Genomic DNA, 26,740 nt, shown 5'->3' with positions numbered 1-26,740 from the left:
CCAATTCAAAGTGCCATCAATGGCTCACGCGTGAGATTTTTATGACAGACGAAAAAAGGCCCGCTACGAGGCGGGCACAGGTTTTTCGCAGAATGACTCAATGTTTGGCAGCGAGGTATTCGTCAGTAGATACCACGCTGGCGTAGGCGAAACCGAGCGCCGACATGAACGCGGCATGGACGTGTGCCGCCGGCACCGTCAGACCATTGAACGCCAGGTCACGGCTGGCGCAGGCGTCATGAATCACCGTGACGGCGTAACCCAGATCCGCCGCCGCACGGGTAATACCGTCAACGCACATGTGGCTCATGCTGCCGACCACCACCAGTTCCTTGATGCCTTGTTCGTCGAGGATCGCCTGCAGTTCGGTTTCGCGGAACGAGTTGACGAAGTGTTTGAGTACCACCGGCTCATCGGCGCGGTTGAGCACTTTCGGATGCAGCTTGGCGCCGTCCGAGCCCGGGGTGAAAAACGGCGCGTCGGCTGAGGTGAATTCGTGGCGAATGTGTATTACCGAATCGCCGGCCTCGCGGAACGCGGCGATCAGCCGGGCGGCGTTGTCGGCAGCGGCGTCGGCACCGGCCAGCGGCCACTTGCCTTGGGGGAAGTAGTCGTTCTGGATATCGACTACGATGAGCGCTTGCTTGGCCATGGGTGTGTCCTCGATGTGTTGGCTGGAAGTGGCTTCAGTATTGGCCCTGGCCAGCGCTTCGAGGATTGGCCGCACCGACAATAGACAGGGGAAAACTGACAATGGGCGCAGAAAGTGCCGCCATCGCTGAATTGGGTGTGCTGATCTATCCTGGCGCGCAAATGGCGGCGGTGCATGGTCTGACCGATCTGTTTGCGGTGGCCAACCGGATTGCCGCCGAACATCAGGCCGCGCAGTTGCCTGTGCTGCGGGTCAGTCACTGGCAGGTCGAAGGTGATCAGCCGCCAACGCGCACTTACGCCAGTCATGCGGGTGACGACAGCACTTTGCTGGCGGTACTGATTCCGCCATCGATCGGCGGGTTCTCGGCGGCGCAAGCGCCGGCCAGCCTGATGCAATGGTTACGGGATCAACATGCCCACGGTGCGACGCTGGGCGGGGTTTGCGTAGGCTCGGTGATGTTGGCTGAAAGCGGTCTGCTCGACGGCCGCAGCGCCACCACCCATTGGACCTCGGCCAAGGCCTTCGCCGAGCGTTACCCGAAGATCAAGCTCAAGGCTGATACCCCGATTGTCGACGACGGCGACTTGATCACCACGGCCGGATTGATGGCTTGGTCGGAACTGGGATTACGCCTGGTCGACAGGTTGCTCGGGCCGAGCATTGCCACCGGCACCGCGCGATTTCTGGTGATAGAGCACAGTGACAGCGCCAGTGAGTGCGGCAGTAATTTCGCGCCGATTCTCGGGCATGGCGATGCGGCGATTCTCAAGGTTCAGCATTGGCTGCAAAGCACCGGCGCGACGGATGTTTCGCTGACGGCGATGGCCGAGCGGGCAGGCCTGGAGGAGCGCACGTTTCTGCGCCGGTTCCGTGCGGCAACCGGGTTGAAACCGACCGAGTACTGCCAGCATCTGCGGGTGGGCAAGGCACGGGAAATGCTCGAATTCAGTAATGGCACGATTGATCACATTGCGTGGACGGTGGGTTATCAGGATCCGGGGGCGTTTCGCGCGATCTTCAAGAAGATTACCGGGCTGGCGCCGAGTGATTACCGGACGCGGTTTGGTGTGTCCCCAAACCCGAAGCCGACGAATATCTAATGTGGGAGCGAGCCTGCTCGCGAAAGCGGTGGATCTGCGAAACTGTTGTTCGCTGACACTATGCCTTCGCGAGCAGGCTCGCTCCCACATTGAACTCCACCGGGCCATAGATCGTGCAATTTGCCGGGGATCGGCGCGCGGTCGTGCAGATTGAAACAGGCGCGGTGCCAGTACGATTCTGGCAAGTTTCTGATTAGGCTAGGATTTTTGTGGAGCAGCCGTTGGCCTGATCTCTGCACCTCTCACCGCCACAGTCATCGAACCGATGGAAGGGGGACGCATGACCCCGACACCCAGCAGGAAAATCGTGGTTGCCCACTCGGTGCGCCCTGACGCGCCGCAGCACGAAGTGCAAACCAATAAAGCCTTGGCGCGCTGGCTGGCGCAGATTCTCGGATGCAAATTCGGCGGCAGGTACGATCCGGACAAACATCGCGGTCGTGAGCTGTATCTACTGCCGACGCAAACCATTGTCGGCACGGCCAGCGCTCAGCAACTCGGCATCAAAGGTCCGGAAGATCTGTGGGGCGGTTTCGTCGAGCACGACTTCATCTGCACCAAAGCCATCAGCCACGGCCTGCGCAGTCATCTGGCCCACGCGCCGCAGGGCTGGTCGCCATTGTTTTCCGAGCGCGTGCGCAACGTGGTGCTCGACGGCCTCAGCGTGTTTGCCTTGGAAGATGCACGACCCGCCGCCGAACATCTGCTGTACAGCGGCCCGATACGCATGAAGCCGGTTCACGCCTGCGCCGGTCGAGGCCAGGAAGTGATCAAGAGCCTCGATGCCTTCGACGAAATCCTGTCCCGACCCGACATTGCAAAGCAGTTCAGCGAAGGCGTGGTGCTGGAGCAGGACTTGAGCGACGTTGTCACCCACAGCGTCGGTCAGTCGTTCATCGGCGATAAAGTGCTGAGTTACTGCGGTGATCAATACTTGACCAAGGATGCTCACGGCGAAGACGTCTACGGTGGCTCGAACTTGCTGGTGGTGCAGGGTGGTTACGAGGAACTGCTGGCGCTGGAGTTGCCTGACGATGTGCGCCTGGCCATCGAGCAGGCACAGGTATTCGACAGTGCGGCGGATGAAGCCTATCCGCGTTTTTACGCTTCGCGGCGCAACTACGACATCGCCCAAGGTCTGGACAGCAACGGCAAAAACCGCAGCGGTGTGCTCGAACAATCGTGGCGCATGGGCGGTGCCAGCAGTGCTGAAGTTGCCGCGTTGCAAAGCTTCGTCAACGATCCGGGGATGCGCGCGATCCGTGTGTCTTCGGTAGAAACCTACATCGATCAGCCGTTGCCGGCGGATGCCATCGAGGTCTATCGCGGCCCGGCTGAGAACAGCGAATTTCTCCTCAAATACGTTACGGTCAAATCCTATGACGGCTAGAAGCGAAAGCATTCAAATCGACATTGATGATGAACAGATGAGCGGGACCTTTCTCAGTCCCAAATCGAAAGTGCCTGGCGTGTTGTTTGTCCACGGTTGGGGCGGTAGTCAGGAGCGTGATCTGGAGCGGGCCAAAGGCATCGCCGGTCTCGGGTGTGTGTGCCTGACGTTCGACTTGCGCGGACATACCGGCGGTACCGGGATCCCGCTGACCCGCGTGACTCGCGAAGATAACCTGCGTGATTTGCTCGCGGCGTACGATCGTCTGCTCGCGCATCCGGCGCTCGACACTTCGGCTATCGCCGTAGTCGGCACCAGTTATGGTGGGTATCTGGCGGCCATCCTTACCTCATTGCGCCCGGTACGCTGGCTGGCACTGCGCGTACCGGCGCTGTATCGCGACGAGCAATGGCACACACCCAAGCGCGATCTGGACAAGGCGGATTTGCGTGATTATCGAAGCACGCTGGTGCGCGCGGACACTAACCGCGCGCTGCATGCCTGTTCACAATTCACCGGGGATGTGTTGCTGGTGGAGTCGGAAACCGATGATTACGTGCCCCATGCGGCGATCATGAGTTACCGCGCGGCGTGTCAGCAGACCCATTCACTGACGCACAGGATTATCGATGGCGCCGATCATGCGTTGAGCGAACCGGTGTCGCAGCAGGCCTACACCTCGATTCTGGTGGACTGGATTACCGAGATGGTTGTGGGCGAGCGGTTGAGCATTATTCAATCAGCATGATTTTTTAGTGTTCTTTCGAACGCTATCGCGAGCAGGCTCACTCCTACATTTTGGAATGCGTTCACTTGTAGGAGTGAGCCTGCTCGCGATAGCGATTTCGAATTCAAAAACTAACTCAAGAGGGGTTTTTCTCGATCCGAAGCGCCTTGGCCTTGGCCTCAACCACCAGATACATCACCACCGTAATCAACAACGGCAACAGAAAATAAATCGCCCGATACGCCAGCAACCCCGCCACCAGACTGCCGCGCGAAGCCTCGTGTTGCAGCAGCGCCACAAACACCGCCTCCAGCACCCCAAGCCCCGCCGGAATGTGGGTGATGACCCCGGCAATCGCGCTGATCAGCAACACACCCAGCACCAACGGATAATCCAGTTTGCTCGGCAGCAACGTGAAGATCACCGCCGCCATCAGCGACCAGTTCAGCGCGCCCAGCAGCAATTGCAACACCGCCATGCGCAAGGAGGGCAGATTGATTTCCACCCCGCGAATCGACCATTCGCGACGCTTGGAAAACTGGCACGCCGCGAGATAGCCGGCGCTGATCAGTAATAACAAAACACCAATGCCTTGCAACGCATCACTGCTGACTTTCCAGCCCGGCGGCATGCGCACCAGTCCACTGCTGAACACCACGCCGGCAATGGTCATGTAGCCAAACCAGTTGGTCGCCAGGCTCAGCCCGAGAATCTTGGCGATGTTGCCTTTGCTCACCCCCAGTCGCGAATACAGGCGATAACGCATGGCAATGCCGCCGACCCAGGCACTGAGATTGAGGTTGAACGCATAGCTGATGATCCCCACCGGCAGGATCTGTTTCCAGGTCAGGTCCTGACGAATGTAGGTGCGGCCGATCAGGTCAAAACTGGCGTAGACCAGAAAACTCAGCAGGGTCAGGCCGGCGGCGATGATCAGCGTGCGCAGCTTGAAGTCGGCAAGGGTTTGCAGCACTTCGGCCCATTCGATACGCGTGGCGAACAGCGTCAGCAAGACGATCAGTGCGAGGAAAAACAGCAGGCTCAACGGGCGTTTCCAGCGACTCCATTTCGAGTGCGTCGCTGGTGCCGAATGACCGCTCGAATGCGCTTCGGAATGGCTCATGGCGTGTTTCCTCGAAATGGCTTGAGCCGTGGTTTGTGCGCCGGCAGCCAACCGGCCATCGCCGGAAAATGCCGCAAGAAATGGAACACCAGAAAACCCACGGTCATGTGCCAGATCCGACCACGCGGGGACTTGCTCGGGTCCATGGCTTTGCAGTGGTTCTGGCTGAGGTCTTCAAGACGCTCGAACAGATGCTGATTGAACGCGCGGTCGCGGATCAGCACGTTGGCTTCCAGGTTCAGCGACAGACTCAGCGGATCGAGATTGCTCGAGCCGACGGTGCTCCATTCTTCATCGACCAGCGCGACTTTGCCGTGCAGCGGGCGCTGGCAATATTCGTGGATCTGCACCCCGGCCTTGAGCAAGTAGTCGTAGGTCATGCGCGCCGCCAGTTTGGCCACCAGCATGTCCGGTTGCCCCTGCAGAATCAGGCGCACCTCGACTCCACGGCGTGCCGCATTGCGGATTTCCCGCAACAGGCGATAACCGGGGAAGAAGTAGGCGTTGGCGATCACGACCCGGCGTTTGGCGCGGCGCAGCACCTGCAGATACACGTCTTCGATGTCGGAGTTGTGCTGGTCGTTATCGCGGAATACCAGGCGTACTTGACCGTCGTGATCGTTGAACGCCATTTCCGCGCGGCGCTGGCGCCGGCGTTGCCACCAGAAGCGTGCGCGTCCGGGGCGACCGCTTTGCAGCAGGGCAAAGTGGTGGATGTCAGCGACCACCGGCCCCTGGACTTGCACCGAGTAATCCTGCTTGGCTTCGGGGCCAAAATCGGCCAGGTGATCGCCAGAAAAGTTGATCCCGCCAATAAACGCGACCAGGCCGTCGACCACCACGATCTTGCGGTGCAAGCGGCGGAACCAGTTGGTGCGAATGCCCAGGCGTTTCGGTGCTGGATCGAAAATTTGCAGATGCACGCCGGCCTCACTCAGCGCGGTGAGATAACCGGTGCTCAATTCGCCGCAACCGAAGCCGTCGAAGCTCACGGTGGTGCGCACACCGCGCCGGGCGGCGTCGATCAGAATCTCCTGCAACTCGGCGCCGACCTTGTCTTCGAAAACGATAAACGTCTCAAGGAGGATTTCACTCTTCGCCGCGCGCATCGCGTCGAACACTCGCGGGAAATACTCCTCGCCGTTCTCCAGCAACTCAACGCGATTGTTGCCCTGCCAGCTGTACTCGACATCAACATGGCCGGGCTCGCGTATCGGCGGGTTGATGGCGATCGGTTCCACGGCGGATTTCTCCAGCGGCGCACTGCTCATAGTTCGATCTCTACCGATAAAGGGACGTGGTCGGAAAGGTGCGACCAGGGCCGGTTCGCCAGGACTTTCGGCTGGCTGGCCTTGAGGTTGCGCACGTAAATACGATCAAGCCGAAGTGCTGGCAGGCGCGCGGGAAAGCTGCGCGCCGGTTTGCCCTGGTGCTCGGCGAATACTTCGCGCAGGCCGCAGGGTTTGAGCTGCGCATCGGCGCGCTGGCGCCAGTCGTTGAAATCGCCAGCGACGATCACTGGTGCGTCGTCGGGCAACTCCGCCAAGCGTTGCATGAGCAAGTCCAGCTGGGCGTTGCGATGACTCTCGCGCAGGCCCAGATGCACGCAGATCGCATGCACTTCGGTGCCGTCACCGGGCAGGCGCAGCACGCAATGCAGCAGGCCACGGTTCTCATGGCCGCTGATCGATACGTCGAGGTTGTCGTGGCGAATGATCTGGAATTTCGACAGCAGCGCGTTGCCGTGATCGCCCTCCGGGTACACCGCGTTGCGCCCATACGCGAACTGCGGCCAGAGGCTGTCGGCGAGGAATTCGTATTGCGGCATCGTCGGCCAATTGTTGTAGCGCTTGGGGTGCTGTTCGTGGGTGCCATGGACTTCCTGCAGAAACACCACGTCGGCGGCGACGCTGCGCACCGCTTCGCGCAACTCCGGCAGGATGAAACGCCGGTTGAGGGCGGTGAAACCCTTGTGGGTATTGACCGTCAGCACGGTGAACGTGCGTACCGATGGCGCGACTACCGAGCCTTCGTCTGTAAAACCGACCGGTTCCGGAATGCTCATGCCAACACTCCTTCGCCAGCGGGTTCGCCGGGGGTGGTGGCGAGGTCTTTATCCAGTTCGAAACGGTGCAGCAACTCGCGAGCGTCATACGGTGCGCGGACTTTGATGTCGTTATCGAAATAGCAGAATACCTCTCGGGATTTGCGTGCGCGTGGCTTCAAGCGTGGCGCGATCAGATGAGCATCTTTGGGTTGCTCGCCGTGGTGCCAGGCGTCGATGCGCTCGGCCCAGCGCTTGAGTGCCGGTGCGGTGTAGCCACTGGCATAAAGTTCTTCGGCGCCGTGCAGGCGCAGGTAGACAAAGTCGCTGGTGAGGTCTTCGCGGTACGGCCATTTATCGGCAGTGTCGGCGATCACCAGTGCGGTGTTGTGGCGTTTCAACAAGCGCACAAAGTCGGGATCAAGGAAGCTATCGTTGCGGATTTCCACGGCATGGCGCAGTGGCTTTTTGCGCCAGGCTTTCATGCTGGCGTGGCCATGCAGGTGGGAGTCGTGTTGATGGGCGAGGGTGGCGGCGGCTTCGGTATCGTGGGGCAGGAGCGCGAGGAAATGTTCAAAGCGCTCAGGCTCGAATTTGAAGTTCGGCGGGAACTGCCAAAGGATCGGTCCGAGCTTTTCCTTGAGCTCCAGCACCCCCGAGGCGAAGAAATTGGCCAGAGGCTTTTCGATCTCGCGCAAGCGGCGGATGTGGGTGATGAAGCGCGGCGCCTTGACGCTGAAAACGAAGTCGTCCGGCGTTTCGGCGTACCACTGCGAATAGCGTTCGGGCCGTTGCAGGGCGTAGAACGATCCATTGATTTCGATGCTGTTGACCGCCCGCGAAGCGAACTGCAATTCGCGTTTCTGCGCCAGTCCCTTGGGGTAGAAGTCCCCGCGCCACGGTGCGTAGCGCCAGCCGGAAATACCGATGTGGATCGTTGCCATGCCGCCCTCCCGTTGAAAGCCCTCGTGTTGCCGCTGTCTTTTGATGACTGCGGGCGGTTCGGGAAAGTTTCGACGGTGTTACGGACGGTCACGTCCAAGGCGAAGATCAAAAGCGTTCCCCCTCACCCCAACCCTCTCCCCCAGAGGGGGCGAGGGGGAAGGGAGCTGATCTTCAGGGTTCTCAGGATTTGAGTTCGCCTCACAAGGGGTAAGGGAGCTGGTCTTTATGGTTTCCAGAACTTGAATTCGACTCCGGACTTTCAGGTCGATGTAATTCTTGTATTCAACTCGGTCGGCTCCCTCTCCCTATGGGCGGTCCGACGTTTCGGGAGGGCTGGGGTGAGGGTGCTCTTGAACTTGCTGTGCAATTACCGATCAGTTCCTTACAGGTTCAGCCAAGGGAGATCGGAGTTTTGGGCAAGTTCAGGATCGCCATTCTGCTGGGAGCACTGTTGTTTCTCGGCGCCAGTGAAATCGACGCCGCCGCGTTGCCGGGCATCCCGGCCGCCGCCGAAGAGCCGGCCAAACCCGAGCCAATAGTGCAGGGCGGTCTGCTCGGTGCGATCAGTTCGAGCATCGATGATGTGCAGGACAAACTCGATCTCAACGAACACCTGGTCGACGCCTGGCGCCTGCGCGCCGATCGCGCCGCCGATGAAGTCGACAAACTGGTCAACCAACCCTCGAACCGCTCGGGCTGGAGCGTCGCCGGGGACTTCCTCACGCTGTCGGGCGTCTGGCTTGGCAGTTTCGCGTTGTTGACCGTGCTCGGCAGTTTGATGGCCAAGCGTCTGCGCGAGGGCCGCTGGTTGCACACCCGCCAGCGCAGTCAGGATCTGATTGGTTACTTGCTGCCGTACACCGTGCCGGCGCTGATCTGCCTGCCGCTGACGCTGTACGTCAGCCATTTTCTGCAAGCTTCGGTCGGACGCGCGTTGGCGCTGTGTCTGGCCTACGCCACCAGCAGCGGCATCTTTTCCACCTCGATGTTGTTGTGCGTGGTGGTGATGTTCAACGTCGGTCATAAACGTCCGGCGGCGCTGATCATCCGCAACTACTGTCCACGACCGCTGTTCCTGATCGGTTTCCTCGCGGCTCTCAGCGACGCGCTGACCAGCCCGCAGATCGCCCGACAACTGGGCGGCAATATTACCAGCAGCGTCGCGGTGTTCACCGGGCTGATCGCCTCGATCATTTTCGGCTTGCTGGTGATTCGACTGCGCCGCCCGGTGGCGCATTTGATCCGCAATCGTTCGCTGAGCCAGCGCCTGAAACAACCGTCGTTGCAGGAGTCGCTGCGGATTTTCTCGGGGCTGTGGTACTGGCCAATCGTGCTGATGGTGCTGGTCTCGGCGGTCAATCTGATCGGCATCGGCGAGGACAATCAGAAAGCCCTGCGTTGCGCGTTGTTCACCACGGTTTTGTTAATCGGCACGGTATTCCTCAGCACGATCCTGCAGCACTTGTTCAAGTCACGAAAAGCCGAAGCGATCCAGCGCAGCAGCGCCTACAAGGAACGTTTTCTCAGCCTCTTGCATGCCTTGCTGCGGATCGTCATCGCTATCGCCTTCATCGATATTCTCGGGCGGATCTGGGGCGTTTCGTTGCTCGATTTCGCTCAGAGCAGCACGGTTGGACGAGCCATCAGTAACGCGCTGAGCAGCATTGGCCTGATCTTCCTGGTCACGTGGTTGCTGTGGGTGGTGCTCGACACAGCTATTCAGGAAGCGCTGAAACCGCCACTCAGCAAACGCGCGGCGCGCCAGCCGAGTACGCGAGTGAAAACCATCCTGCCGCTGCTGCGCAACGCGATCAAAATCATCCTCGTGGTGATCTGCGCAATCACCACTATGGCCAATCTGGGGATCAACGTTGCACCACTGCTGGCCGGTGCCGGAGTGGTCGGTCTGGCCATCGGTTTCGGTTCGCAGCAACTGGTGCAGGACGTGATCACCGGGCTGTTCATCATCATTGAAGACACCCTGTCGATTGGCGATTGGGTGGTGCTCGATTCGGGCCATGCCGGCACCGTCGAAGGGCTGACCATTCGCACCCTGCGTCTGCGTGACGGCAAGGGCTTTGTGCACTCGGTGCCGTTCGGCCAGATCAAAGCGGTGACCAATCAATCGCGGCAGTTTGCCTTTGCGTTTTTCTCGGTGCAGTTCACTTACGACACGGATGTGGATAAAGCCATCGAGCTGATTCGCGAAACCGGCGATTCGATCCGCGAAGACCCGTTCCTCAAGTACAACCTGCAAGGGCCGCTGGATGTGTTTGGTGTCGACAAGATGGATTTGAACGGCGTGGTGCTGACGGCGCAGTTCCGCACGGTATCCGGTGGGCAGTATGCGGTGAGCCGGGCGTTCAATCAGCGCTTGAAGAAGCTTGTGGATAACAGCCCGGTGGTGCATTTCGCGCAGACTTATCCACAGCAGGTTTTGTTGCCGAAGCGGCAGCAGGAAGGGGCGGTGGTGGTGAGCGAGGTGCCGCAGGAATCGCGGACTTAACGCAAGATTATGTGGGGCAGTGCCGGCCTCTTCGCGAGCAAGCTCGCTCCCACAGGGGAATGCGGTCACAATGTGGGAGCGAGCTTGCTCGCGAAGACGTCAGCCCAAACACCCTTAATGCCGGATCAATTTGCCGCGCACCTGCTCCATATCGATCTGATCCAGCTCCAGCCAAAACTGCTGCTTTCCGGCAATCTCCGCCGCCGCTGGAATCCCATCCCGATAGACCAACCGATTACTCACCAGCGCCGGCACTTTCGTCCCTGGCAACAACGTCCCGGCCAGGTTCAATGGATCGACCCCGCACACCGCGACCAGACTGCCGTCATGCGGTCGCCGACGTACTTCGCGCAATAATGGAATCGCCTCGGGCAAGGCAAACTGTTCCCCCGCCAAACCACTGACAAACCGCCCGCCGCGAATCTCGCCGCGCGCTTCCAGCCGATGAAACGTGCGCAGCAATTCGCGCCAGCTCGGCAGCCAGTCCGCCTCACGCTCCAGCAAGCGCCAGAACACCACGCCATAACGGCGCAACAATGTCATCGCGACATGTTCCAGGGTTTCGCTGTTATCCACAGCCGTTCCGCGCCGCAGCAACGCCCAGCGCCCGGCATCATCCATCCCACCGATAAACGCCCCGCGCCCACGCCGACTGCTGCGCTGCTGGCGCTTGCTCGCCGGGGTGATCAGCGCGCGTAGGCCGGCGAAGCTGTCGGCGTTCACCAGGCCGGCGCCGACCAGTTCCTGCAAGGCGATTTCCAGCTCGGTGCGCAACAGGTGCGCTTCATGAATCAGCTCATCGAAAAATAGCGCGCCGTGCTGGCTCAAGGCTTCAAAGACCTTCTGGGTTTTCGGCGAAAGTTCGCTCACCGGCGTCTGTTCGGCCAGCGCACTCCACAGGCCGACCTGACTGCGCGGCAGCAGCACGATAGGCGTGCTGCGCAACGCCGTACCGCTGATTTTTTGCCGGGCACTGAGGCGCGTCCACACCAGTTTGCCGTTGCGGCACAGCTCATCCAGCCAACTTGGCGAATAGTCTTTTAATCGCGCCGGGAGGATATCGCTGTCCCACGCCGAAGCCGCCGCCGCGTAGCCTTCGAACTGGCCGATAATCGCCGGCAACACGGCTCTACCCTGACCGCGAGTAGAAGGCGAGAGATGCTGCCAGTCGAACAGAAACCGCATGAAATCCTGCAGCGCTACCGGTTCGATTTCCCGGCGCAGGCGCTTGACCGTGTAGCGATGAATGCGCGCGAGCAGATGCCGTTCGCACCATTCTTCTACTTCCAATCCCGGCGTGAATTGGCCGCGCAGCACGTAACCTTCGCGCTCCAGTTGGGCGAAGGCTTGATGGACTTCAGTGGCCTGCAACGCGAGCGGTTCGGCAATCGCGGATAATGGCAGCGGTCCGAAGGCACCGAGGCGCGCGCGGATCACTTCGACCAGCGCTTCATCGAACGTCCACGCCTCATCGAATCCCGGCAACGCCTCCAGTTCGGCTTGCAATTTGGCCTGTGGATAAAGCGCTTGCAGACACGTTAGGCGTTCGCGGGCCAGCCACAAGCCATGCTCGGCATCGATCTGTAGACGGCAGGCGCGACCACTGCTGGCCAGATTTTCCAGCCATGCACGCCAGCCTTCGTTCGTTTGCACTTCCTCATCGCTGATGCACGCCAGGCTCATCAGCGCCTCATGCATTTCATCCACAGCGTTCGGCGTCGGCCAGGCTTCTGCGCGCACAGCGTTTATGGCGTCCGCATCCAGCGCGCCGAGATCATCGGTCGATTGCGGATCGCTCCAGCGCCGGTTGATCACTGCTTGGGTGCGACGTTCTTCCAGCGGTGCATCGTCGAGAAAGGTGTACGGCCGCGCACTGAGAATTTCTGCGGCGAGCGGCGAGGGCGCCGGCAAGTCGCGGCTGATCAAGCGCACGTCGCCACGCTCCATGCGCCGTAGCAGATTGAGCCAGCCCTCGCTGTCCATCGCCTCGTGCAGGCAATCGTCGAGGGTTTGCTCAATCAGGGGATGTTCGGGAATCTCGCGCTCGCCAGCAAGGTTTTCCAGGCAGGCGATCTGATCGGGAAACACGCTGGCAATCAGGTCTTCGCTTTTCATCCGCTGCAACTGCGGCGCAACTTTGCGCCCGCCGGTAAAGCGCGGCAATGCCAGTGCCACACCGGCATTCCAGCGCCAGCGCACGCCGAACAGCGGCGCATCGAGTACGGCTTGAATAAGGATGTGCTCGGCGCTGTTGCTGTGCAGGTAACGCCAGACGTCATCGAGTTCAAAGCTGTGGCTGGTGGACAGCGACAGGACGATCGCGTCTTCGCTGGCGGCGGCCTGCAATTCGAAGTTGAAGGTGCGGCAGAAACGCTTGCGCAGGGCCAGGCCCCAGGCGCGGTTGATGCGGCTGCCGAACGGCGAGTGAATGATCAGTTGGGTGCCACCGGATTCGTCGAAAAAGCGCTCCATCAGCAGCGTGTCTTGCGAGGGCAGGGCGCCGAGGGTCTGCCGGGCGCGGGCGAGGTATTCGACCAATTGTTCGGCGCTGGCGCGGTTGAGGCCGAGGGTCTGAGTCAGCCAGTCGAGTGCCGGTTGCAGATTGCCGGGGCTGGCGCTGAGCAGTTCATCGAGCTGTGCTTGCAGACGTGCGACAGCCGATGACAATTCATCGCTGCGCCCCGGCGCTTCGCCGAGCCAGAACGGAATGGTCGGCGGCTGGCCGTGGGCATCCTCAACGCGGACCTTGCCGGTTTCCACGCGCAGGATGCGATAGGAGGTGTTGCCGAGCTGGAACACGTCGCCGGCAATACTTTCCACTGCGAAGTCTTCGTTGACGCTGCCGATGTTCAGGCCTTGCGGCTCGAGCATGACGCTGTAGTCGGCGTTATCGGGAATGGTGCCGCCGCTGGTCACGGCGGTCAGTTGTGAACCGCGACGGCCACGCAAGGTGCGGCTGACGGCGTCGCGGTGCAGGTAGGCGCTGCGGATGCCCTGGCGACCGTTGTAGCCTTCGGCGAGCATGCTCAGCAGGGCCTGATAGTGTCTTTCGTCGAGATCGCGGTAGGGCGAGGCGCGGCGGAACATCGCCAGCAAGGCGTCCTCCGGCCATTCCTGACAACTGACTTCGGCGATGATCTGCTGCGCCAAAACATCCAGCGGCGCGACCGGGATGTGCAGGGTGTCGAGTTCGCCTCGGCGCACGCAGTCGAGCAGGGCGGTGCATTCGATCAAGTCGTCGCGGGTGGTGGCGAACAAACGGCCCTTGGGTGTGCCGCCCACCTGGTGCCCGGAGCGGCCAACACGTTGCAGAAAACCGGCGATAGAGCGCGGTGAGGCAATCTGGCAGACCAGATCGACTTCGCCGATATCGATGCCCAGTTCCAGCGAGGCGGTGGCGATCAACACCTCTAGCTCGCCGCGTTTGAGCCGTTGTTCGGCGTCGAGGCGAAACTCCTTGGCCAGGCTGCCGTGGTGCGCGGCTACGGCGTGTTTGCCCAGGCGTTCGCTGAGGTGCCGGCTCAGGCGTTCGGCCAGGCGCCGGGTGTTGACGAAAATCAGCGTGGTGCGGTGCTCGCGCGCAAGTTCGGCGAGGCGGTCGTAGACCCGTTCCCAGACATCGTTGGCCATCACTCCCGACAACGGCACGGGCGGCACTTCGATGCCCAGATCCCGTGGCCGCGCATGGCCGATGTCGATGATTTCGCAGGGGCGCTCATGGCCGACGAGAAATTGCGCCACGGCTTCCACCGGTTTCTGCGTGGCCGAAAGGCCGATGCGGGTCAGCGGTTCGCCGCACAGCGCCTGCAGTCGCTCAAGACTGAGGGCCAGATGACTGCCGCGTTTGCCTGCGGCTATCGCGTGGATTTCATCGATGATCACCGTGCGCGTGGTGCCGAGCATTTTTCGTCCCGATTCCGAACCGAGCAGCACGTAGAGCGATTCCGGGGTGGTCACCAGAATGTGCGGCGCGGTCTTGCGCATGGCCGCGCGTTCTTTTTGCGGGGTGTCACCAGTGCGCACGGCGGTGGTGATTGCCAGCCCAGGCAGACTCATCTGCCGCAGGTGTTCGGTGATCCCCGCCAATGGGTTTTGCAGGTTGATGCGAATGTCGTTGGAAAGCGCCTTCAGTGGCGAGACGTAGACCACCAGGGTTTCGTCGGGCAGGCCGTCGGGATCTTCAAGGCCTCGGTGGACGAGGTCGTCGAGCACGGCCAGAAACGCAGTGAGGGTTTTGCCGGAGCCGGTGGGCGCAGCGATCAGCGTCGAACGGCGCTGGCGGATCAACGGCCATGCGCGGGCCTGGGCGGCGGTGACCGTCGCGAATGTGTTGCTGAACCAGGCACTGACGGCGGGGTGAAAGCCTGCCAGGGCCGCGTCCGTGGGGATGGGCAGACTCATGGCTTAAGTTATGCGGGCGCGGGTGTGAAGATGCAAGTACCGCTGGGATCTTCAGCGTCTGGCCGGACCTCTTCGCGAGCAAGCTCGCTCCCACAGTGGATTTGTGTGCGCCGTAAATCCCTTGTGGGAGCGAGCTTGCTCGCGAAGGGGCCAGTGGCCACGACACAAATCCCGGCGATCTACACTTTACGGATGACGGTTGCGCACTAAACCCGCAAAATGCAACGATTCCGGCAATTATCGACGACGGTTTCACAAGAGCCGTCGCTAAAGCCATCGTTCCAATCAGACTGGGCCTGCTGACTCTATGCGAATGCGCCTTATGTTACTGGGCGGCGGAAATGCCCTTGGGCAGGCGCTGATTCGCCTCGGTGCAGAGGAAGACATCGGTTTCCTCGCCCCCCGCCCGCCCGAAAACGGCTGGGATGCCGCGAGCCTGACCCAATTGCTCGACGACACCCGTCCCGATGCATTGATCAATCTCGCCTACTATTTCGACTGGTTCCAGGCCGAAACCGTCAGCGAAAGCCGCATGGCCGGGCAGGAACGTGCGATCGAACGTCTGGCCGAACTGTGCCAGCACCACAACATCGTCCTCGTCCAGCCTTCCAGTTATCGGGTGTTCGACGGTTCGCGTGCCACGGCGTACAGCGAAAAAGACGAACCGGTGCCACTGGGTTTGCGCGGTCAGGCGTTGTGGCGAATTGAACAAAGTGTGCGCGCCACTTGCCCGCAACACGTTTTGCTACGATTTGGCTGGTTGCTCGATGACAGCCCGGACGGCACTCTGGGGCGCTTCCTCGCCCGCGCCGAACAACCGGAAGAGTTGCTGCTGGCCGATGACCGCCGTGGCAATCCGACCCCGGTCGACGATGCCGCGCGAGTGATCATTTCGGTGCTCAAACAACTCGATTGCGCCGCGCCGCTGTGGGGCACTTACCACTACGCCGGCCACGAAGCGACCACACCGCTGGCGCTGGGCCAGGCGATTCTGACCGAAGCGCGCAGCCTGCACGCCCTAGCGATCGAAGCACCAACCGCCCAGGCTCACGCCGCGCGACCGGACGCTGCCGAAGAGCCGCAACACGCGGTGCTGGCCTGCAAGAAAATTCTGCACACTTTCGGGATCAAACCGCGCGCCTGGCGCGCCGCACTCCCGGGCTTACTGGATAGGTTCTACCGTCATGGCTGAAGGGACTGTTTTAATCACCGGCGGAGCCGGATTCATTGGCTCGCACCTGACCGACGCCTTGCTTGCCAAGGGGCATTCGGTGCGCATTCTCGACGATCTGTCGACCGGCAAGCGCAGCAACCTGCCGCTGGATAATCCGCAGGTTGAGCTGATTGTCGGCGATGTCGCCGATGCGACGCTGGTGGCCAGAGCCATGCAAGGCTGCAGCGCAGTCGCTCACCTGGCGGCCGTGGCGTCGGTGCAGGCCTCGGTGGACGATCCGGTGAAAACTCACCAGAGCAACTTCATCGGCACGCTGAATGTCTGCGAAGCCATGCGTCTGGCCGGGGTCAAGCGCGTGTTGTACGCCTCCAGCGCGGCGGTGTACGGCAACAATGGCGAGGGCGAGTCGATTGATGAAGAGACGCCCAAAGCCCCATTGACGCCTTACGCTTCGGACAAGCTGGCGGGCGAACATTATTTCGATTTCTATCGCCGCCAGCATGGCCTGGAGCCGGTGATTTTCCGCTTCTTCAATATCTTCGGCCCACGTCAGGATCCGTCCTCGCCGTACTCCGGGGTGATCAGCATCTTCAGTGAGCGCGCACAGAAAGGCTTGCCGATTACCGTGTTCGGCGATGGTGAGCAGACGCGTGATTTCCTCTATGTCGAAGATCTGGTTGATTTGCTGGTACAGGGCATCGAAAAACCTGAGGTGGAAGTCGGTGCGGTGAATGTTGGATGGAATCAGGCGATGAGCCTCAAGCAAATGCTTGAAGCCCTGCAAGCGGTGGTCGGTGAGCTGCCGCCGATCAGCTATGGCCCGGCGCGTTCCGGTGATATCCGTCATTCCCGGGCGAATAACGCTCGTCTGCTGGAACGCTTCAAGCTGCCGCAGCAGACGCCGATGAGCGTGGGGTTGGCGCGGTTGTTGGGACGAGCCTGAAAAGAGCCCCTCATCGGAACGCCGCCCGCCTAACCCTCTCCCAGAGGGAGAGGGGACTGACCGTAGCGTTTGTGAGAAATGCGCCGACGTGAAATACCGAGTCGAACTTGGATTTGAAAAGCACCCAAATCGGCTCCCTTTCCCCCTCTCCCTGAGGGAGAGGGCTGGGGTGAGGGGGGAGACTCAAACTCACCACGCATGCCAGGCAGACATGAAAAAGGCGCCCTTTGACAGGCGCCTTTTTCACGGCCGGAATATGTCGCTACTCCTGTGGCAAGGGGATGTTATCCCCCGATCAACTGCGTACGGTCGCCGTCAGTTCTATGCCTGCTCACCACCAAGCCTCATTCACCACCACGTGAACGTTCGGTCAATCGACTTAGAACTTATAGCCCAAACCGACCATGTAGATGAACGGATCCACATCCACATTCACCCGTGCGCGAGTGCCCGGCGCAACGGCGTTGTTTTCGACGGTGGCGCGGGTGTCGATGTCGATGTAACGCACTTGGGCGTTGAGCATGATGTTGTCGGTCAGCATGTAGTCGGCACCGACCTGCCAGGCCAGACCCCAGGAGTTTTTCGCCTTGAAGTTGCTGAAACCGTTAGCACTGGCTTCGCTGCCGACGTGTTCGTCATAGATCCAGGTGTAGTTGATACCGCCACCGACATACGGCTGGAACGGCGACTTCGAATCCAGCGGGTAGTAGACGACGCTGAGGGTCGGCGGCAGGTGTTTCAGGGTGCCGAGCTTGCCGTTGGCCGCTGGCAGGGCAGTACCCTTGAGTTTGACGTCATGCTCGAACGGCGTGGCCGCGAGCAACTCGAGGCCGACGTGATCGGTAAGCATGTAAGCGAAGTTCAGACCCAATTGAGTGTCGCTGCTCATGGTCGCTTTGCCGCCCAGATTGGTGCCGCTCAACGGACCCTGATCGACCTTGACGCTGGAGCTGTCGGCTTTCGGGTTGACGGTGATCGCACCGGCGCGGATGAGGATGTCACCGGCTTCGTGGGCGTGGGCGAGCGGGGCTGCGAGCGCGAGGGCAAACAGCGAAGCGCTGAGCAAGGACTTGTTCATGGGGGCTCCGAAAGGACGTTAAAAATGTTCGATGTCCTATGGTACGAAGCCAACTGATACGGTCTTTTGACTCAGCTCAATGAAACAGTGAAGGGGCGGGTTTCCGTGGAAACTTTGAAGGCCCCTTCGCGAGCAAGCTCGCTCCCACATTGATCGAGTCGACCACAAAATTTATGGTCACCACCGAAACCTGTGGGAGCGAGCTTGCTCGCCAAGGGGTCATTACAACAGCACAAAATTACCGGGAATTACTCCGGCAGTTCATACACATAAATCTTGTCCGCATCCATCTGATACCCGGCATCCGCCAGTTCGCTGCTCGACGCCTTGACCTGCAACGGTCCCTCGACCCAGTACGGCTGATACAGCTCATCAAGCTTCACGCCCAACTCGCTTTTCACATGCACAATCTGGTTCGACGGCGGTGGCGGCACGTGGATGCAGGCGCCGAAATACGGCACCAGCAAAAAGTCCGTGGTGCGTCCTTCTTCATTGACTTCCAGCGGCACGATATAACCCGGCAAACGAATGTTCTGACCGTCGAGGGACTTCACCACCGGCGCGTTCGGCAGGTCCTGCTTGGCCGCTGGCGCGGACTCGGCGGACAGCGCATCACTCATCTTCGACATGTCGTGCAGCGGGGTCATGTTCGGCACTTCCGGCGCGGCGTCCGGTGGAATCATTTCCGACCACGTCAGGTCTTTCGGCGCCGCTGCCCACACGGGCAGGGCGATCAACAACAGCAGCGCGAGTGCAGCGCGGGGCATGGTGAACATCCTCATAAACGGATCGACAGGCCATCGGCCAAGGATTGGCGATAAGCGCGCCAGGCCGGCACGCTGCCCATCAGCAGCGCGGCCGCCAGAATGCCACCGAGCAGCGTCCATTCATACTCGCTCGGCCACGCCAGCGGCAGATACAAACCGTAATTGGCCTGTACATAACCCTGCGCGGCGGCGATGCCGATGTACAACAACGCCACCCCGGCAATCACCCCGGTCAGCGCCAGTGCAAACGCCTCGAGCACCAGCAGACTCGCGATATGCCAAGGGCGCGCACCGACCGAACGAAGGATCGCCATCTCGCGACGCCGTTCGTTAAGGCTGGTGAGAATCGCCGTGAGCATGCCGATCAACCCGGTCAACACCACAAACAACGAGACCACGAACAGCGCTTTTTCAGCGGTGCTCATCAGGCTCCACAACTCCTGCAAGGCTACACCCGGCAGAATCGCCAGCATCGGCTCGCCACGGAATTCGTTGATCTCGCGTTGCAGGGCGAAGGTGGAAATCTTGCTGTTGAGGCCGAGCATGAATGCGGTGATCGCTTGCGGCGTCAGGTCCATGTTGCGCGCCTGATCCGCTGTGATCCGCCCATTGCCACGCGCCGGAACACCGTTGTGCCAGTCGATGTGAATCGCCTCCATGCCGCCGAGGCTGATGTGCAATGTGCGATCGACCGGGGTGCCGGTGCGCTTGAGAATGCCGACCACGGTGAACGGTTTGTCGTCGTGCTTGACCAGACTGATCGCGGCCACGCCGTGGGCCAGCACCAGTTTGTCACCGAGCTTGTAATGCAGCGCATCGGCCACTTCCGCACCGAGCACCACTTCAAAAGGATCGGTGGCAAACGCACGACCGTCCGCCAGTTGCAGATGCTGCTGGCGACCGTACTGGTAATGCTCGAAGTAGGCTTCGGTAGTGCCCATCACCCGGTAGCCACGATGGGAGTCGCCGAGGGACATCGGGATCGCCCACTTCACTTTCGGGTTGCTGGCGAAGTGTTCGAAGCTGTCCCAGCGGATGTTGTTGGTGGCGTTGCCGATGCGGAACACCGAGTACAGCAACAGGTTCACCGAGCCGGAACGGGCACCAACGATGAGGTCGGTGCCGCTGATAGTACTGGCGAAACTGGCTTTGGCCTCGGTGCGCACCCGCTCAACGGCGAGCAACAGACACACCGAGAGGGCGATGGCAAAAGCCGTGAGCAAAGCGGTGAAGCGGCGGTTGGCCAGGCTGGCCATGGCCAGACGAAACAGATACATCTCAGACCTCGGCAGACGTGGCGGCGCGATTGAGTTCGGCCAGGGACAGGTGACGGTCGAACAGCGGCGCCAGGCTCTGGTCGTGGCTGACGAACAGCAGACTCGATCCGGCCTCGCGGCATTCGGCGAACAGCAGGCGGATGAAGTTTTCCCGGGCGTCGTAATCCAGCGCCGAGGTCGGTTCGTCGGCGATCACCAGCTCAGGCTGACCGATCAAGGCACGCGCGGCAGCGACCCGCTGCTGTTGGCCGATCGACAGCGAATCGGCGCGACGGCTGAGGATGCTTTCATCCTTTAAACCGAGGTGGGCGAGCAGGGTGGCGGCGGCTTGATCGACGCTGCCGTGGCGCTGTTTCGCCCGTTGCGCGCGCAGCTTGGAAAAGTGACACGGCAGCTCGACGTTTTCGCGTACCGAGAGAAACGGCAGCAGGTTGAATTGCTGGAAGATGTAGCCGGTGTGGTCGACACGGAAGGTATCGCGAGCGCCGGCGGAGAGTTCGGTGAGTTCCTGGCCGAGCAGGCGAATGCTGCCGCGACCGGGTTTCTGCACGCCGCCGAGCAGACCGAGCAGGGTGGTCTTGCCGCTGCCGCTGGGGCCTTTGAGGAACAGGGTTTCGCCGGCCTCCAGACGAAACGCCGGAATGTCCAGCAGCGGCGGATGACCGGGCCAGTTGAAGCCCAGGTCGGACAGTTCGATGAGTGCTTGGGTCATTTGAAACCGGATATGGAGTTGAGTGGCCCCTTTGTAGGAGTGAGCCTGCTCGCGATAGCGGTGTACCAGTCAGCACTGAATCAACTGACAGTCTGCTATCGCGAGCAGGCTCACTCCTACAAGGAATCTTCACAGATTTCAGAATTTCAGGGCAGCAGCCTTGGCCGTCACTTCGGTACCTTGCTGGCCGCTGGCGCTGATCAGTTGTACCTGAATTTTCTGCGTCGCCGGGAAGGTATTGAAGACATTAGTCAGGTCCAGCGTCTTCAACGCACCCGGTGTGGCGCAGTTGAATTGGTAATGCGCGTGGATTTCGCTGTGGTCGTGGTGATGCTCGTGACCGTCCTTGTCCGCTTCATCGTCGTCATGGTCATCGGCATCCGGCTTGTCGCCGAACAACGGACTTTCCAGTTCCTGACTGACCACTTTGCAACCGGCAGCAGTGGGCAGGCTGAACAGGGTCAGCGGCTTTTCCAGTTGCGCACGGGCGGCAGCGACTTTGGCCTTGTCGGCGTCCGTGGTCGCAACGTGTTCGAAACCAACGAGGTTCATCGCCGGGCTTTCCAGCTCCAGCTCAAGGGTCTGGCCATCGAGCGCGGCATTCAGACGGCCAACACCATGTTCATGCGCACCGAGGCTGCCGTGTTCATGGTCGTGATCGTGCTCATCGGCAGCATGGGCGATGGCCAGCGGCAACAGGGCAAACGGCAAAGCGAGCAGCAGACGACGCATGACGGTCTCCGGGAAGTAAAGTGAAGAGTTTGTTATGTAATCTTATAACGAAAGTGCGCAGAGTTTGCCCGTGCGCTTGGCGTTGCACAAGTCCCGTGGGAGCATGCACGTCAGAAAAGTGCGGGAGCGAACTCAATGTTGCGGATACGCGGAACCGTCGGCGATGTGCCGGTGGATTTGACGGTGGAGCTGGATGACGGCGATTGGGCGAAGCTCGGTTCGGCACTGAATGGGCAGGCGCCGGTTGCTCAATCTGAGGCGGTCGCGTCCGCCCCGGCGGCGAAACCGCTGAATCAGGACGATGCCTTGTGGCAGTTGGCCAAGGATCTGTTGCGCAAGGCCGGGCAGCTCAGCGGTCCGGATCTGCTTGATCAACTGGAAGGGCTGACCGGCAGCGCGGTGGCGGGCAAACGCTTGTTGGTGCGCCTGCGCCACAGTGCGGACGTGAAAGTGGTGAGCGGCGGGGATACGCCGCTCTACAGCTGGATCGAGTGAACCGCAAAAGATCGCAGCCAGCGGCATCTCCTACAAGGGTGTACACGATCCCAATGTAGGAGCTGCCGCAGGCTGCGATCTTTTGATCTTAATAAAGCGCAGCAAACATTTTGCGGCGGTACATCGTCACCAACGGATGATCATTGCCCAGCAGCTCGAACACCTGCAGCAAGGTCTTGTGCGGCAGGCCTTCGGCATAGTTGCGGTTGCGGACGAACAGCTTGAGCAAAGCATCCAGTGCCGCTTCGTACTGCTGACGCGCCAGTTGCTGGATCGCCAGTTGATACACCGCTTCATCGTCCTGCGGATCTTTCGCCAGTCGCGCTTTCAGGTCGGCAGCATCCGGCAAGTCACGCGCCAGACCGAGGAACTTGATCTGCGCCTTGGCCCCGGCCAGTGCAGCCTTGTGCTCGTCGCTCTTGACCGCGTCGAGCACAGTTTGCGCTTCATCCAGTTCGCCGCGTTCAGTCAGGCAGCGCGCGTAGAGGATCAGTGCCTTGGCGTTTGTGTTGTCCTCAGTGAGCATCACCACCAGCGCTGCCTCGGCATCGGCGTAACGGCCGTCATCAAACAACGCCTGAGCCTGCTCGAACGGATCGGCTGCGGCCGGTGGCGGCATCTGCACGTGCGGCTCAAGCAGGGCGCGCACGGCGGATTCCGGTTGTGCACCGGCAAAGCCGTCGACCGGCTGACCGTCCTTGAACAGCACCACGGTCGGCAGGCTGCGAATACCGAAGCGGGCGACGATGTCCTGCTCGATGTCGCAGTTGACCTTGGCCAGCAGCAACTCGCCCTGATAGCTCTCGGCAATGCCTTGCAGCATCGGCATCAACGCTTTGCACGGCGCACACCATTCGGCCCAGAAATCCACCAGCACCGGTTTGTTGAAGGAAGCCTCGATCACCGACTGGTCGAAATCGGCCGTCGTGGCGTCGAAGATGTACGGCGTTTGCTCACTCATGGGGGATCTCGTAGAAGCGTGAATGGGGCAACTATACGGCTTGGCGGGGGGTGGCCGGAAGGCAGAGATGTGTTGTCTGGCAGGACGCCTTCGCGAGCAGGCTCGCTCCCACAGGGAAACGCATTCCAAATGTGGGAGCGAGCCTGCTCGCGAAGCTTTTAGCTAGCGCCGCGCATGGTAGAGGCTGACATGTCTGAATTCTTCCGGCTCCGCCAGATCGGGCAAGGTCATCGCCTCAAGCATTTCAATGTGCTCATACAATGGATGCCTAAAATCCCGAACCCGCGAATCCGCCACCAGCGCTTCACGGCCACGACTTAAAAACGCATCGAGCAACGGCAGATTCGCCCGGTCGTACAACACGTCCGCCACCAGAATCAGATCAAACCGATCCGCTTCGGCAAAGAAATCCGTCGAATAACTCATCTGTACATCATTCAGCTCGGCATTCGCCCGACACGCGGAAATCGCCAGCGGATCGAGATCGCACGCCACCACCTCCAGCGCCCCGGCCTTCACCGCCGCGATCCCGGCAATCCCGGAACCAGCGCCGAAATCCAGCACACGCTTGCCGCGCACCCACTCGGGAAATTCCGCCAGATAACGCGCCACCGCCAGACCGCTGGCCCAGCAGAAACCCCAATACGGTGGCTCATGCAGGATTCGCTGAATTTCTTCCTGGCTGAATTCGCGACCCATGTTGTCGCCATCGATCAGCCATAGCTGTAAATCAGTGTCCGGCAACGCACAGACCTTGAGTCTGGCGTCGCCGAGCAATTCACCTAACGCCTGTTGCAGGTCGAGCGGTGCATTCATGGTGCTTTGACAAATTGCAGTTGGCCCAGCGCCTGGGTGGTCGGCTGGCTGATGGTTTGCGACGGCAGATGCAGAATCAACTGACCGGACTGGCTGGCGCGCCCGCGCAGCTCAACCCGCGCGCCGGCCGGGAATGCGTCCGGGTTGAAGCGCAGGCGGAACGGCAGGATCTGGTTGTTGCCGATCAGGCTGGAACTGGCGAGCAATTGTTGCGGGCGATCCTTTTCGTCGATCACCAGCAGCGCCAGTTCGACTTCGGCACCGGCCGGCACGCCTTGCAGGGTGCCGCTCAATTCCCTTTGATAAGCCGGCAGCGGGCCAAGTTCGGCAGCCTCTTTGGCTTTTTTCTGCGCTTGCTGCGGGGCAGGTCCCGGTGTTGGCGGCTGGGGCTTGGGTGCATCGCTGCCACAGGCCACCAGCAGGCTGAAAAGACTGAGCAAAACGAGCGGACGTAACGGCATTGGATGCTCCAGCAAAATGAAATCCATGGATCAAACGATCATGCCGTTCTGTATACCGCAAAGCCTATGGCTTGTCTTGCCACCGGGATGCGCTACCATGGCCCTCCCTTTTTTTGTTGCCAGCCACCATGCACTGTCCCTTCTGCGGTGCCAACGACACCAAGGTCATCGACTCGCGTCTGGTCGCCGAGGGCGAACAGGTGCGCCGCCGGCGTGAATGCCTGGCCTGCGGCGAGCGTTTCACGACGTTCGAGACGGCCGAACTGGTGTTGCCGCGCCTGATCAAAACCGACGGCAGCCGCCAACCGTTCGACGAAGAAAAACTCCGCGCCGGGATGCAGCGCGCCCTGGAGAAACGTCCGGTGAGCGTCGAGCGCCTCGAATCCTCCCTGGTTCACATCAAGCACAAGCTGCGCGCCACCGGCGAGCGCGAGGTCAAATCCCTCGTGGTCGGCGAACTGGTGATGGCTGAGTTGCAAAAGCTTGATGAAGTCGCCTACATCCGCTTCGCCTCGGTGTACAAACGCTTCCAGGACCTTAACGAGTTCCGTGAAGAAATCGACCGCCTCGCCCGCGAACCGGTGAAAGAATGACCAGCGCCGGCGAGCAGGCCATCCTCGACGCTCACTTCATGGCTCGCGCGCTGGAACTGGCGCGCAAAGGTCATTACACCACCCATCCCAATCCTCGGGTCGGCTGCGTGGTGGTGCGTGATGGGCAGATCGTCGGCGAAGGCTGGCATGAGCGCGCCGGCGAACCGCACGCCGAAGTCCACGCCCTGCGCGCCGCCGGTGAATTGGCCCGGGGCGCGACCGCTTATGTGACGCTGGAACCGTGCAGCCACCATGGCCGCACGCCGCCGTGTGCCGAAGCGCTGGTGAATGCCGGGGTTGCCCGGGTGGTGGCAGCGATGCGCGATCCGAACCCGCAAGTCGCCGGACGTGGTCTGCAGCGCCTGGCCGATGCCGGCATTGCTACCGAAAGCGGCGTGCTCGAAGCCGAGGCGCGCCAGCTCAATCAAGGTTTTCTGAAACGCATGGAGCACGGCTTGCCGTACGTGCGGGTCAAGTTGGCTATGAGTCTCGATGGTCGGACAGCCATGGAAAGCGGCGAGAGCCAGTGGATCACCGGCCCGGCCGCACGTTCGGCCGTTCAGCGTTTGCGCGCTCAGGCCGCCGTGGTGCTGACCGGCGCCGACACCGTGCTGGCCGATGGCGCGCGTTTGACCGTGCGTGCCGACGAGTTGGGTCTGGATGCCGAGCAAACCGCGCTGGCCATGAGCCGACCACCGCTGCGCGTGCTGATCGACGGTCGCCTGCGGGTGCCGCTGGATGCGCCGTTCTTCAAGGCTGGCCCGGCATTGGTTGCCACCTGTGTCGCGATCGAAGAGCAATACGCGCATGGCCCCGAGTGCCTGATCGTGCCGGGTGATGACGGTCAGGTCGATCTGCATCAATTGCTGATCGAACTGGCCAAGCGAGGCACCAACGAAGTGCTGGTCGAGGCTGGCCCACGCTTGGCCGGTGCCTTTGCTCAGCTCGGTCTGGTCGACGAATTCGTGATCTTCATCGCCGGCAAGTTCCTCGGTTCTTCGGCGCGTCCGCTGCTGGACTGGCCGCTGGCTTATATGAAGGATGCGCCGGAGCTGAAAATCACTGAAATTCGCGCGGTGGGCGATGACTGGCGAGTCACTGCCATCCCTGTCCTTTCGGCGAGCGTATAATTCCCGGCCATCGCGTTAGCGCTGGCCCAGTTCTCAAGGAGAACCCCATGTTTACCGGCATCATCGAATCCATCGGCAGTATCCGCGCATTGACCCCAAAGGGCGGTGATGTGCGGGTCCACGTCGCCACCGGCAAGCTCGACCTGAGCGACGTCAAACTCGGCGACAGCATCGCGGTCAACGGCGTCTGCCTGACCGCTGTTGAGCTGCCGGGCGACGGCTTTGCCGCCGACGTCAGCCGTGAAACCCTCGACTGCACCGCCATGAACGACCTGAAAAGCGGCAGCCCGGTCAATCTGGAAAAAGCCCTGACCCCGACCACCCGTCTCGGCGGGCACCTGGTCAGCGGCCACGTCGACGGTGTCGGCGAAATCGTCTCGCGCAGCGACAATGCCCGCGCCGTGGAATTTCGCATTCGCGCGCCGAAGGAACTGGCCAAGTACATCGCCCATAAAGGCTCGATCACTGTCGACGGCACCAGCCTGACCGTGAACGCCGTCGATGGCGCCGAGTTCATGCTGACGATCATTCCGCACACCCTGAGTGAAACCATCATGGCGTCGTACAAGCCAGGTCGCCGGGTGAATCTGGAAGTTGACTTGCTGGCACGGTATCTGGAGCGTCTGCTCCTCGGCGACAAGGCCGCAGAGCCGAGCGCTGGTGGCATCACCGAAAGCTTTCTGGCCGCCAACGGCTACCTCAAATCCTGA

General features: G+C 61.0%; 24 protein-coding genes. 10 read left to right on the top strand and 14 right to left on the bottom strand.

All coding sequences use genetic code 11. The features are described 5' to 3' along the window. Window positions 1–97: 97 nt before the first annotated feature. Window positions 98–652 (bottom strand): cysteine hydrolase family protein, encoded by a 555-nt coding sequence (locus CLU80_RS09980; RefSeq protein ID WP_099757304.1) that lies wholly within the window; start codon window positions 650–652, stop codon window positions 98–100. A gap of 101 nt (window positions 653–753) precedes the next feature. Here CLU80_RS09980 and CLU80_RS09975 point away from each other — a divergent pair, with 101 nt between their 5' ends. The 3 genes from CLU80_RS09975 (at window position 754) to CLU80_RS09965 (ending at window position 3,893) form a co-directional block, all read left to right on the top strand. Next, the gene (locus tag CLU80_RS09975; RefSeq protein WP_099757303.1) at window positions 754–1,755 is read left to right on the top strand and encodes a GlxA family transcriptional regulator; all 1,002 of its coding nucleotides are present in this window, start codon (window positions 754–756) and stop codon (window positions 1,753–1,755) included. A gap of 280 nt (window positions 1,756–2,035) precedes the next feature. Next, a complete protein-coding gene (locus CLU80_RS09970) occupies window positions 2,036–3,145 on the top strand; it encodes a DUF3182 family protein (protein WP_099757302.1) in 1,110 nt (369 codons plus the stop codon). Further along, window positions 3,135–3,893 (top strand): alpha/beta hydrolase family protein, encoded by a 759-nt coding sequence (locus CLU80_RS09965; RefSeq protein ID WP_093434434.1) that lies wholly within the window; start codon window positions 3,135–3,137, stop codon window positions 3,891–3,893. Before CLU80_RS09970 ends, CLU80_RS09965 begins: the two co-directional genes overlap by 11 nt. Before the next feature lie 115 nt (window positions 3,894–4,008). Here CLU80_RS09965 and CLU80_RS09960 read toward each other — a convergent pair whose 3' ends face one another. From CLU80_RS09960 to CLU80_RS09945, 4 genes are read right to left on the bottom strand one after another with little or no spacing between them, the layout of a single operon-like run. After that, the gene (locus CLU80_RS09960) at window positions 4,009–4,995 is read right to left on the bottom strand and encodes a lysylphosphatidylglycerol synthase domain-containing protein (RefSeq protein ID WP_093434437.1); all 987 of its coding nucleotides are present in this window, start codon (window positions 4,993–4,995) and stop codon (window positions 4,009–4,011) included. Further along, window positions 4,992–6,266, bottom strand: a complete 1,275-nt coding sequence (clsB, locus tag CLU80_RS09955; RefSeq protein WP_099757301.1) for a cardiolipin synthase ClsB — start codon at window positions 6,264–6,266, stop codon at window positions 4,992–4,994. Before clsB ends, CLU80_RS09960 begins: the two co-directional genes overlap by 4 nt. Continuing rightward, on the bottom strand, window positions 6,263–7,060 hold the full coding sequence (locus tag CLU80_RS09950) for an endonuclease/exonuclease/phosphatase family protein (RefSeq protein ID WP_095048826.1): 798 nt from the start codon (window positions 7,058–7,060) through the stop codon (window positions 6,263–6,265). Before CLU80_RS09950 ends, clsB begins: the two co-directional genes overlap by 4 nt. Then, complete coding sequence (locus tag CLU80_RS09945; protein ID WP_099757300.1) at window positions 7,057–7,983, bottom strand: DUF72 domain-containing protein; 927 nt, start codon at window positions 7,981–7,983, stop codon at window positions 7,057–7,059. The genes CLU80_RS09950 and CLU80_RS09945 overlap by 4 nt, the downstream gene beginning before the upstream one ends. Before the next feature lie 413 nt (window positions 7,984–8,396). On the opposite strand from CLU80_RS09945, the gene CLU80_RS09940 reads away from it, so the two are divergent. Continuing rightward, window positions 8,397–10,490, top strand: a complete 2,094-nt coding sequence (locus CLU80_RS09940; protein ID WP_099757299.1) for a mechanosensitive ion channel family protein — start codon at window positions 8,397–8,399, stop codon at window positions 10,488–10,490. Between the two features lie 114 nt (window positions 10,491–10,604). Here CLU80_RS09940 and CLU80_RS09935 read toward each other — a convergent pair whose 3' ends face one another. Beyond that, window positions 10,605–14,891, bottom strand: a complete 4,287-nt coding sequence (locus tag CLU80_RS09935; RefSeq protein WP_099757298.1) for a DEAD/DEAH box helicase — start codon at window positions 14,889–14,891, stop codon at window positions 10,605–10,607. 307 nt (window positions 14,892–15,198) lie between these two features. Between CLU80_RS09935 and CLU80_RS09930 the strand changes: the two genes are divergently transcribed. Together CLU80_RS09930 and pgnE are read left to right on the top strand one after the other, a co-directional pair. Next, complete coding sequence (locus tag CLU80_RS09930; protein WP_049802170.1) at window positions 15,199–16,083, top strand: sugar nucleotide-binding protein; 885 nt, start codon at window positions 15,199–15,201, stop codon at window positions 16,081–16,083. Further along, window positions 16,076–17,008: a UDP-N-acetylglucosamine epimerase PgnE gene (pgnE, locus tag CLU80_RS09925; protein ID WP_095048821.1), complete on the top strand. Its 933-nt coding sequence runs from the start codon at window positions 16,076–16,078 to the stop codon at window positions 17,006–17,008. The genes CLU80_RS09930 and pgnE overlap by 8 nt, the downstream gene beginning before the upstream one ends. A gap of 379 nt (window positions 17,009–17,387) precedes the next feature. Here the strand turns inward: pgnE and CLU80_RS09920 are convergent, their stop codons facing one another. The 5 genes from CLU80_RS09920 to CLU80_RS09900 all read right to left on the bottom strand — a co-directional run bounded on the left by CLU80_RS09920 (window position 17,388) and on the right by CLU80_RS09900 (window position 21,574). Then, window positions 17,388–18,086, bottom strand: a complete 699-nt coding sequence (locus CLU80_RS09920) for an OmpW/AlkL family protein (protein WP_007910962.1) — start codon at window positions 18,084–18,086, stop codon at window positions 17,388–17,390. A 248-nt stretch (window positions 18,087–18,334) separates the two neighbouring features. After that, window positions 18,335–18,853 carry a DUF3299 domain-containing protein gene (locus tag CLU80_RS09915; protein ID WP_093434953.1) on the bottom strand — a complete coding sequence of 173 codons (519 nt, stop codon included), beginning with the start codon at window positions 18,851–18,853 and terminating at the stop codon, window positions 18,335–18,337. A gap of 11 nt (window positions 18,854–18,864) precedes the next feature. Continuing rightward, entirely contained in the window at window positions 18,865–20,130 is a 1,266-nt protein-coding gene (locus CLU80_RS09910) for an ABC transporter permease (protein WP_093434459.1), read from the bottom strand. 1 nt (window position 20,131) lies between these two features. Beyond that, window positions 20,132–20,842, bottom strand: a complete 711-nt coding sequence (locus CLU80_RS09905; protein ID WP_016984101.1) for an ABC transporter ATP-binding protein — start codon at window positions 20,840–20,842, stop codon at window positions 20,132–20,134. Window positions 20,843–20,980: 138 nt separating this feature from the next. Beyond that, window positions 20,981–21,574: a DUF2796 domain-containing protein gene (locus tag CLU80_RS09900; protein ID WP_093434462.1), complete on the bottom strand. Its 594-nt coding sequence runs from the start codon at window positions 21,572–21,574 to the stop codon at window positions 20,981–20,983. A gap of 135 nt (window positions 21,575–21,709) precedes the next feature. Here CLU80_RS09900 and CLU80_RS09895 point away from each other — a divergent pair, with 135 nt between their 5' ends. Then, window positions 21,710–22,069: a hypothetical protein gene (locus CLU80_RS09895; protein ID WP_099757297.1), complete on the top strand. Its 360-nt coding sequence runs from the start codon at window positions 21,710–21,712 to the stop codon at window positions 22,067–22,069. Between the two features lie 88 nt (window positions 22,070–22,157). Here CLU80_RS09895 and trxA read toward each other — a convergent pair whose 3' ends face one another. From trxA to CLU80_RS09880, 3 genes are all read right to left on the bottom strand, one after another. Further along, window positions 22,158–23,030 (bottom strand): thioredoxin, encoded by an 873-nt coding sequence (trxA, locus tag CLU80_RS09890; protein WP_093434468.1) that lies wholly within the window; start codon window positions 23,028–23,030, stop codon window positions 22,158–22,160. Window positions 23,031–23,192: 162 nt separating this feature from the next. Further along, window positions 23,193–23,846, bottom strand: coding sequence for a class I SAM-dependent methyltransferase (locus CLU80_RS09885; protein ID WP_099757296.1), 654 nt, complete (start codon window positions 23,844–23,846; stop codon window positions 23,193–23,195). Beyond that, on the bottom strand, window positions 23,843–24,307 hold the full coding sequence (locus CLU80_RS09880) for a YbaY family lipoprotein (protein WP_053124259.1): 465 nt from the start codon (window positions 24,305–24,307) through the stop codon (window positions 23,843–23,845). The genes CLU80_RS09885 and CLU80_RS09880 overlap by 4 nt, the downstream gene beginning before the upstream one ends. Before the next feature lie 128 nt (window positions 24,308–24,435). Here CLU80_RS09880 and nrdR point away from each other — a divergent pair, with 128 nt between their 5' ends. Genes nrdR through CLU80_RS09865 form a run of 3 tightly spaced genes read left to right on the top strand, consistent with a single transcriptional unit; the run spans window position 24,436 to window position 26,740 of the window. Further along, window positions 24,436–24,900 carry a transcriptional regulator NrdR gene (gene nrdR / locus CLU80_RS09875; RefSeq protein WP_007910946.1) on the top strand — a complete coding sequence of 155 codons (465 nt, stop codon included), beginning with the start codon at window positions 24,436–24,438 and terminating at the stop codon, window positions 24,898–24,900. Then, window positions 24,897–26,030, top strand: coding sequence for a bifunctional diaminohydroxyphosphoribosylaminopyrimidine deaminase/5-amino-6-(5-phosphoribosylamino)uracil reductase RibD (gene ribD, locus CLU80_RS09870; protein ID WP_099757295.1), 1,134 nt, complete (start codon window positions 24,897–24,899; stop codon window positions 26,028–26,030). The genes nrdR and ribD overlap by 4 nt, the downstream gene beginning before the upstream one ends. Window positions 26,031–26,077: 47 nt before the next feature. Continuing rightward, the gene (locus CLU80_RS09865) at window positions 26,078–26,740 is read left to right on the top strand and encodes a riboflavin synthase (protein ID WP_093434480.1); all 663 of its coding nucleotides are present in this window, start codon (window positions 26,078–26,080) and stop codon (window positions 26,738–26,740) included.

The sequence above is a fragment of the Pseudomonas sp. 29 genome (genome assembly GCF_002754355.1).
GTDB classification, from domain to species: Bacteria; Pseudomonadota; Gammaproteobacteria; order Pseudomonadales; family Pseudomonadaceae; genus Aquipseudomonas; species Aquipseudomonas neuropathica.
The sequence above is the reverse complement of the archived record's forward strand: the minus strand, read 5'-3'. Positions and strand labels throughout refer to the sequence as shown.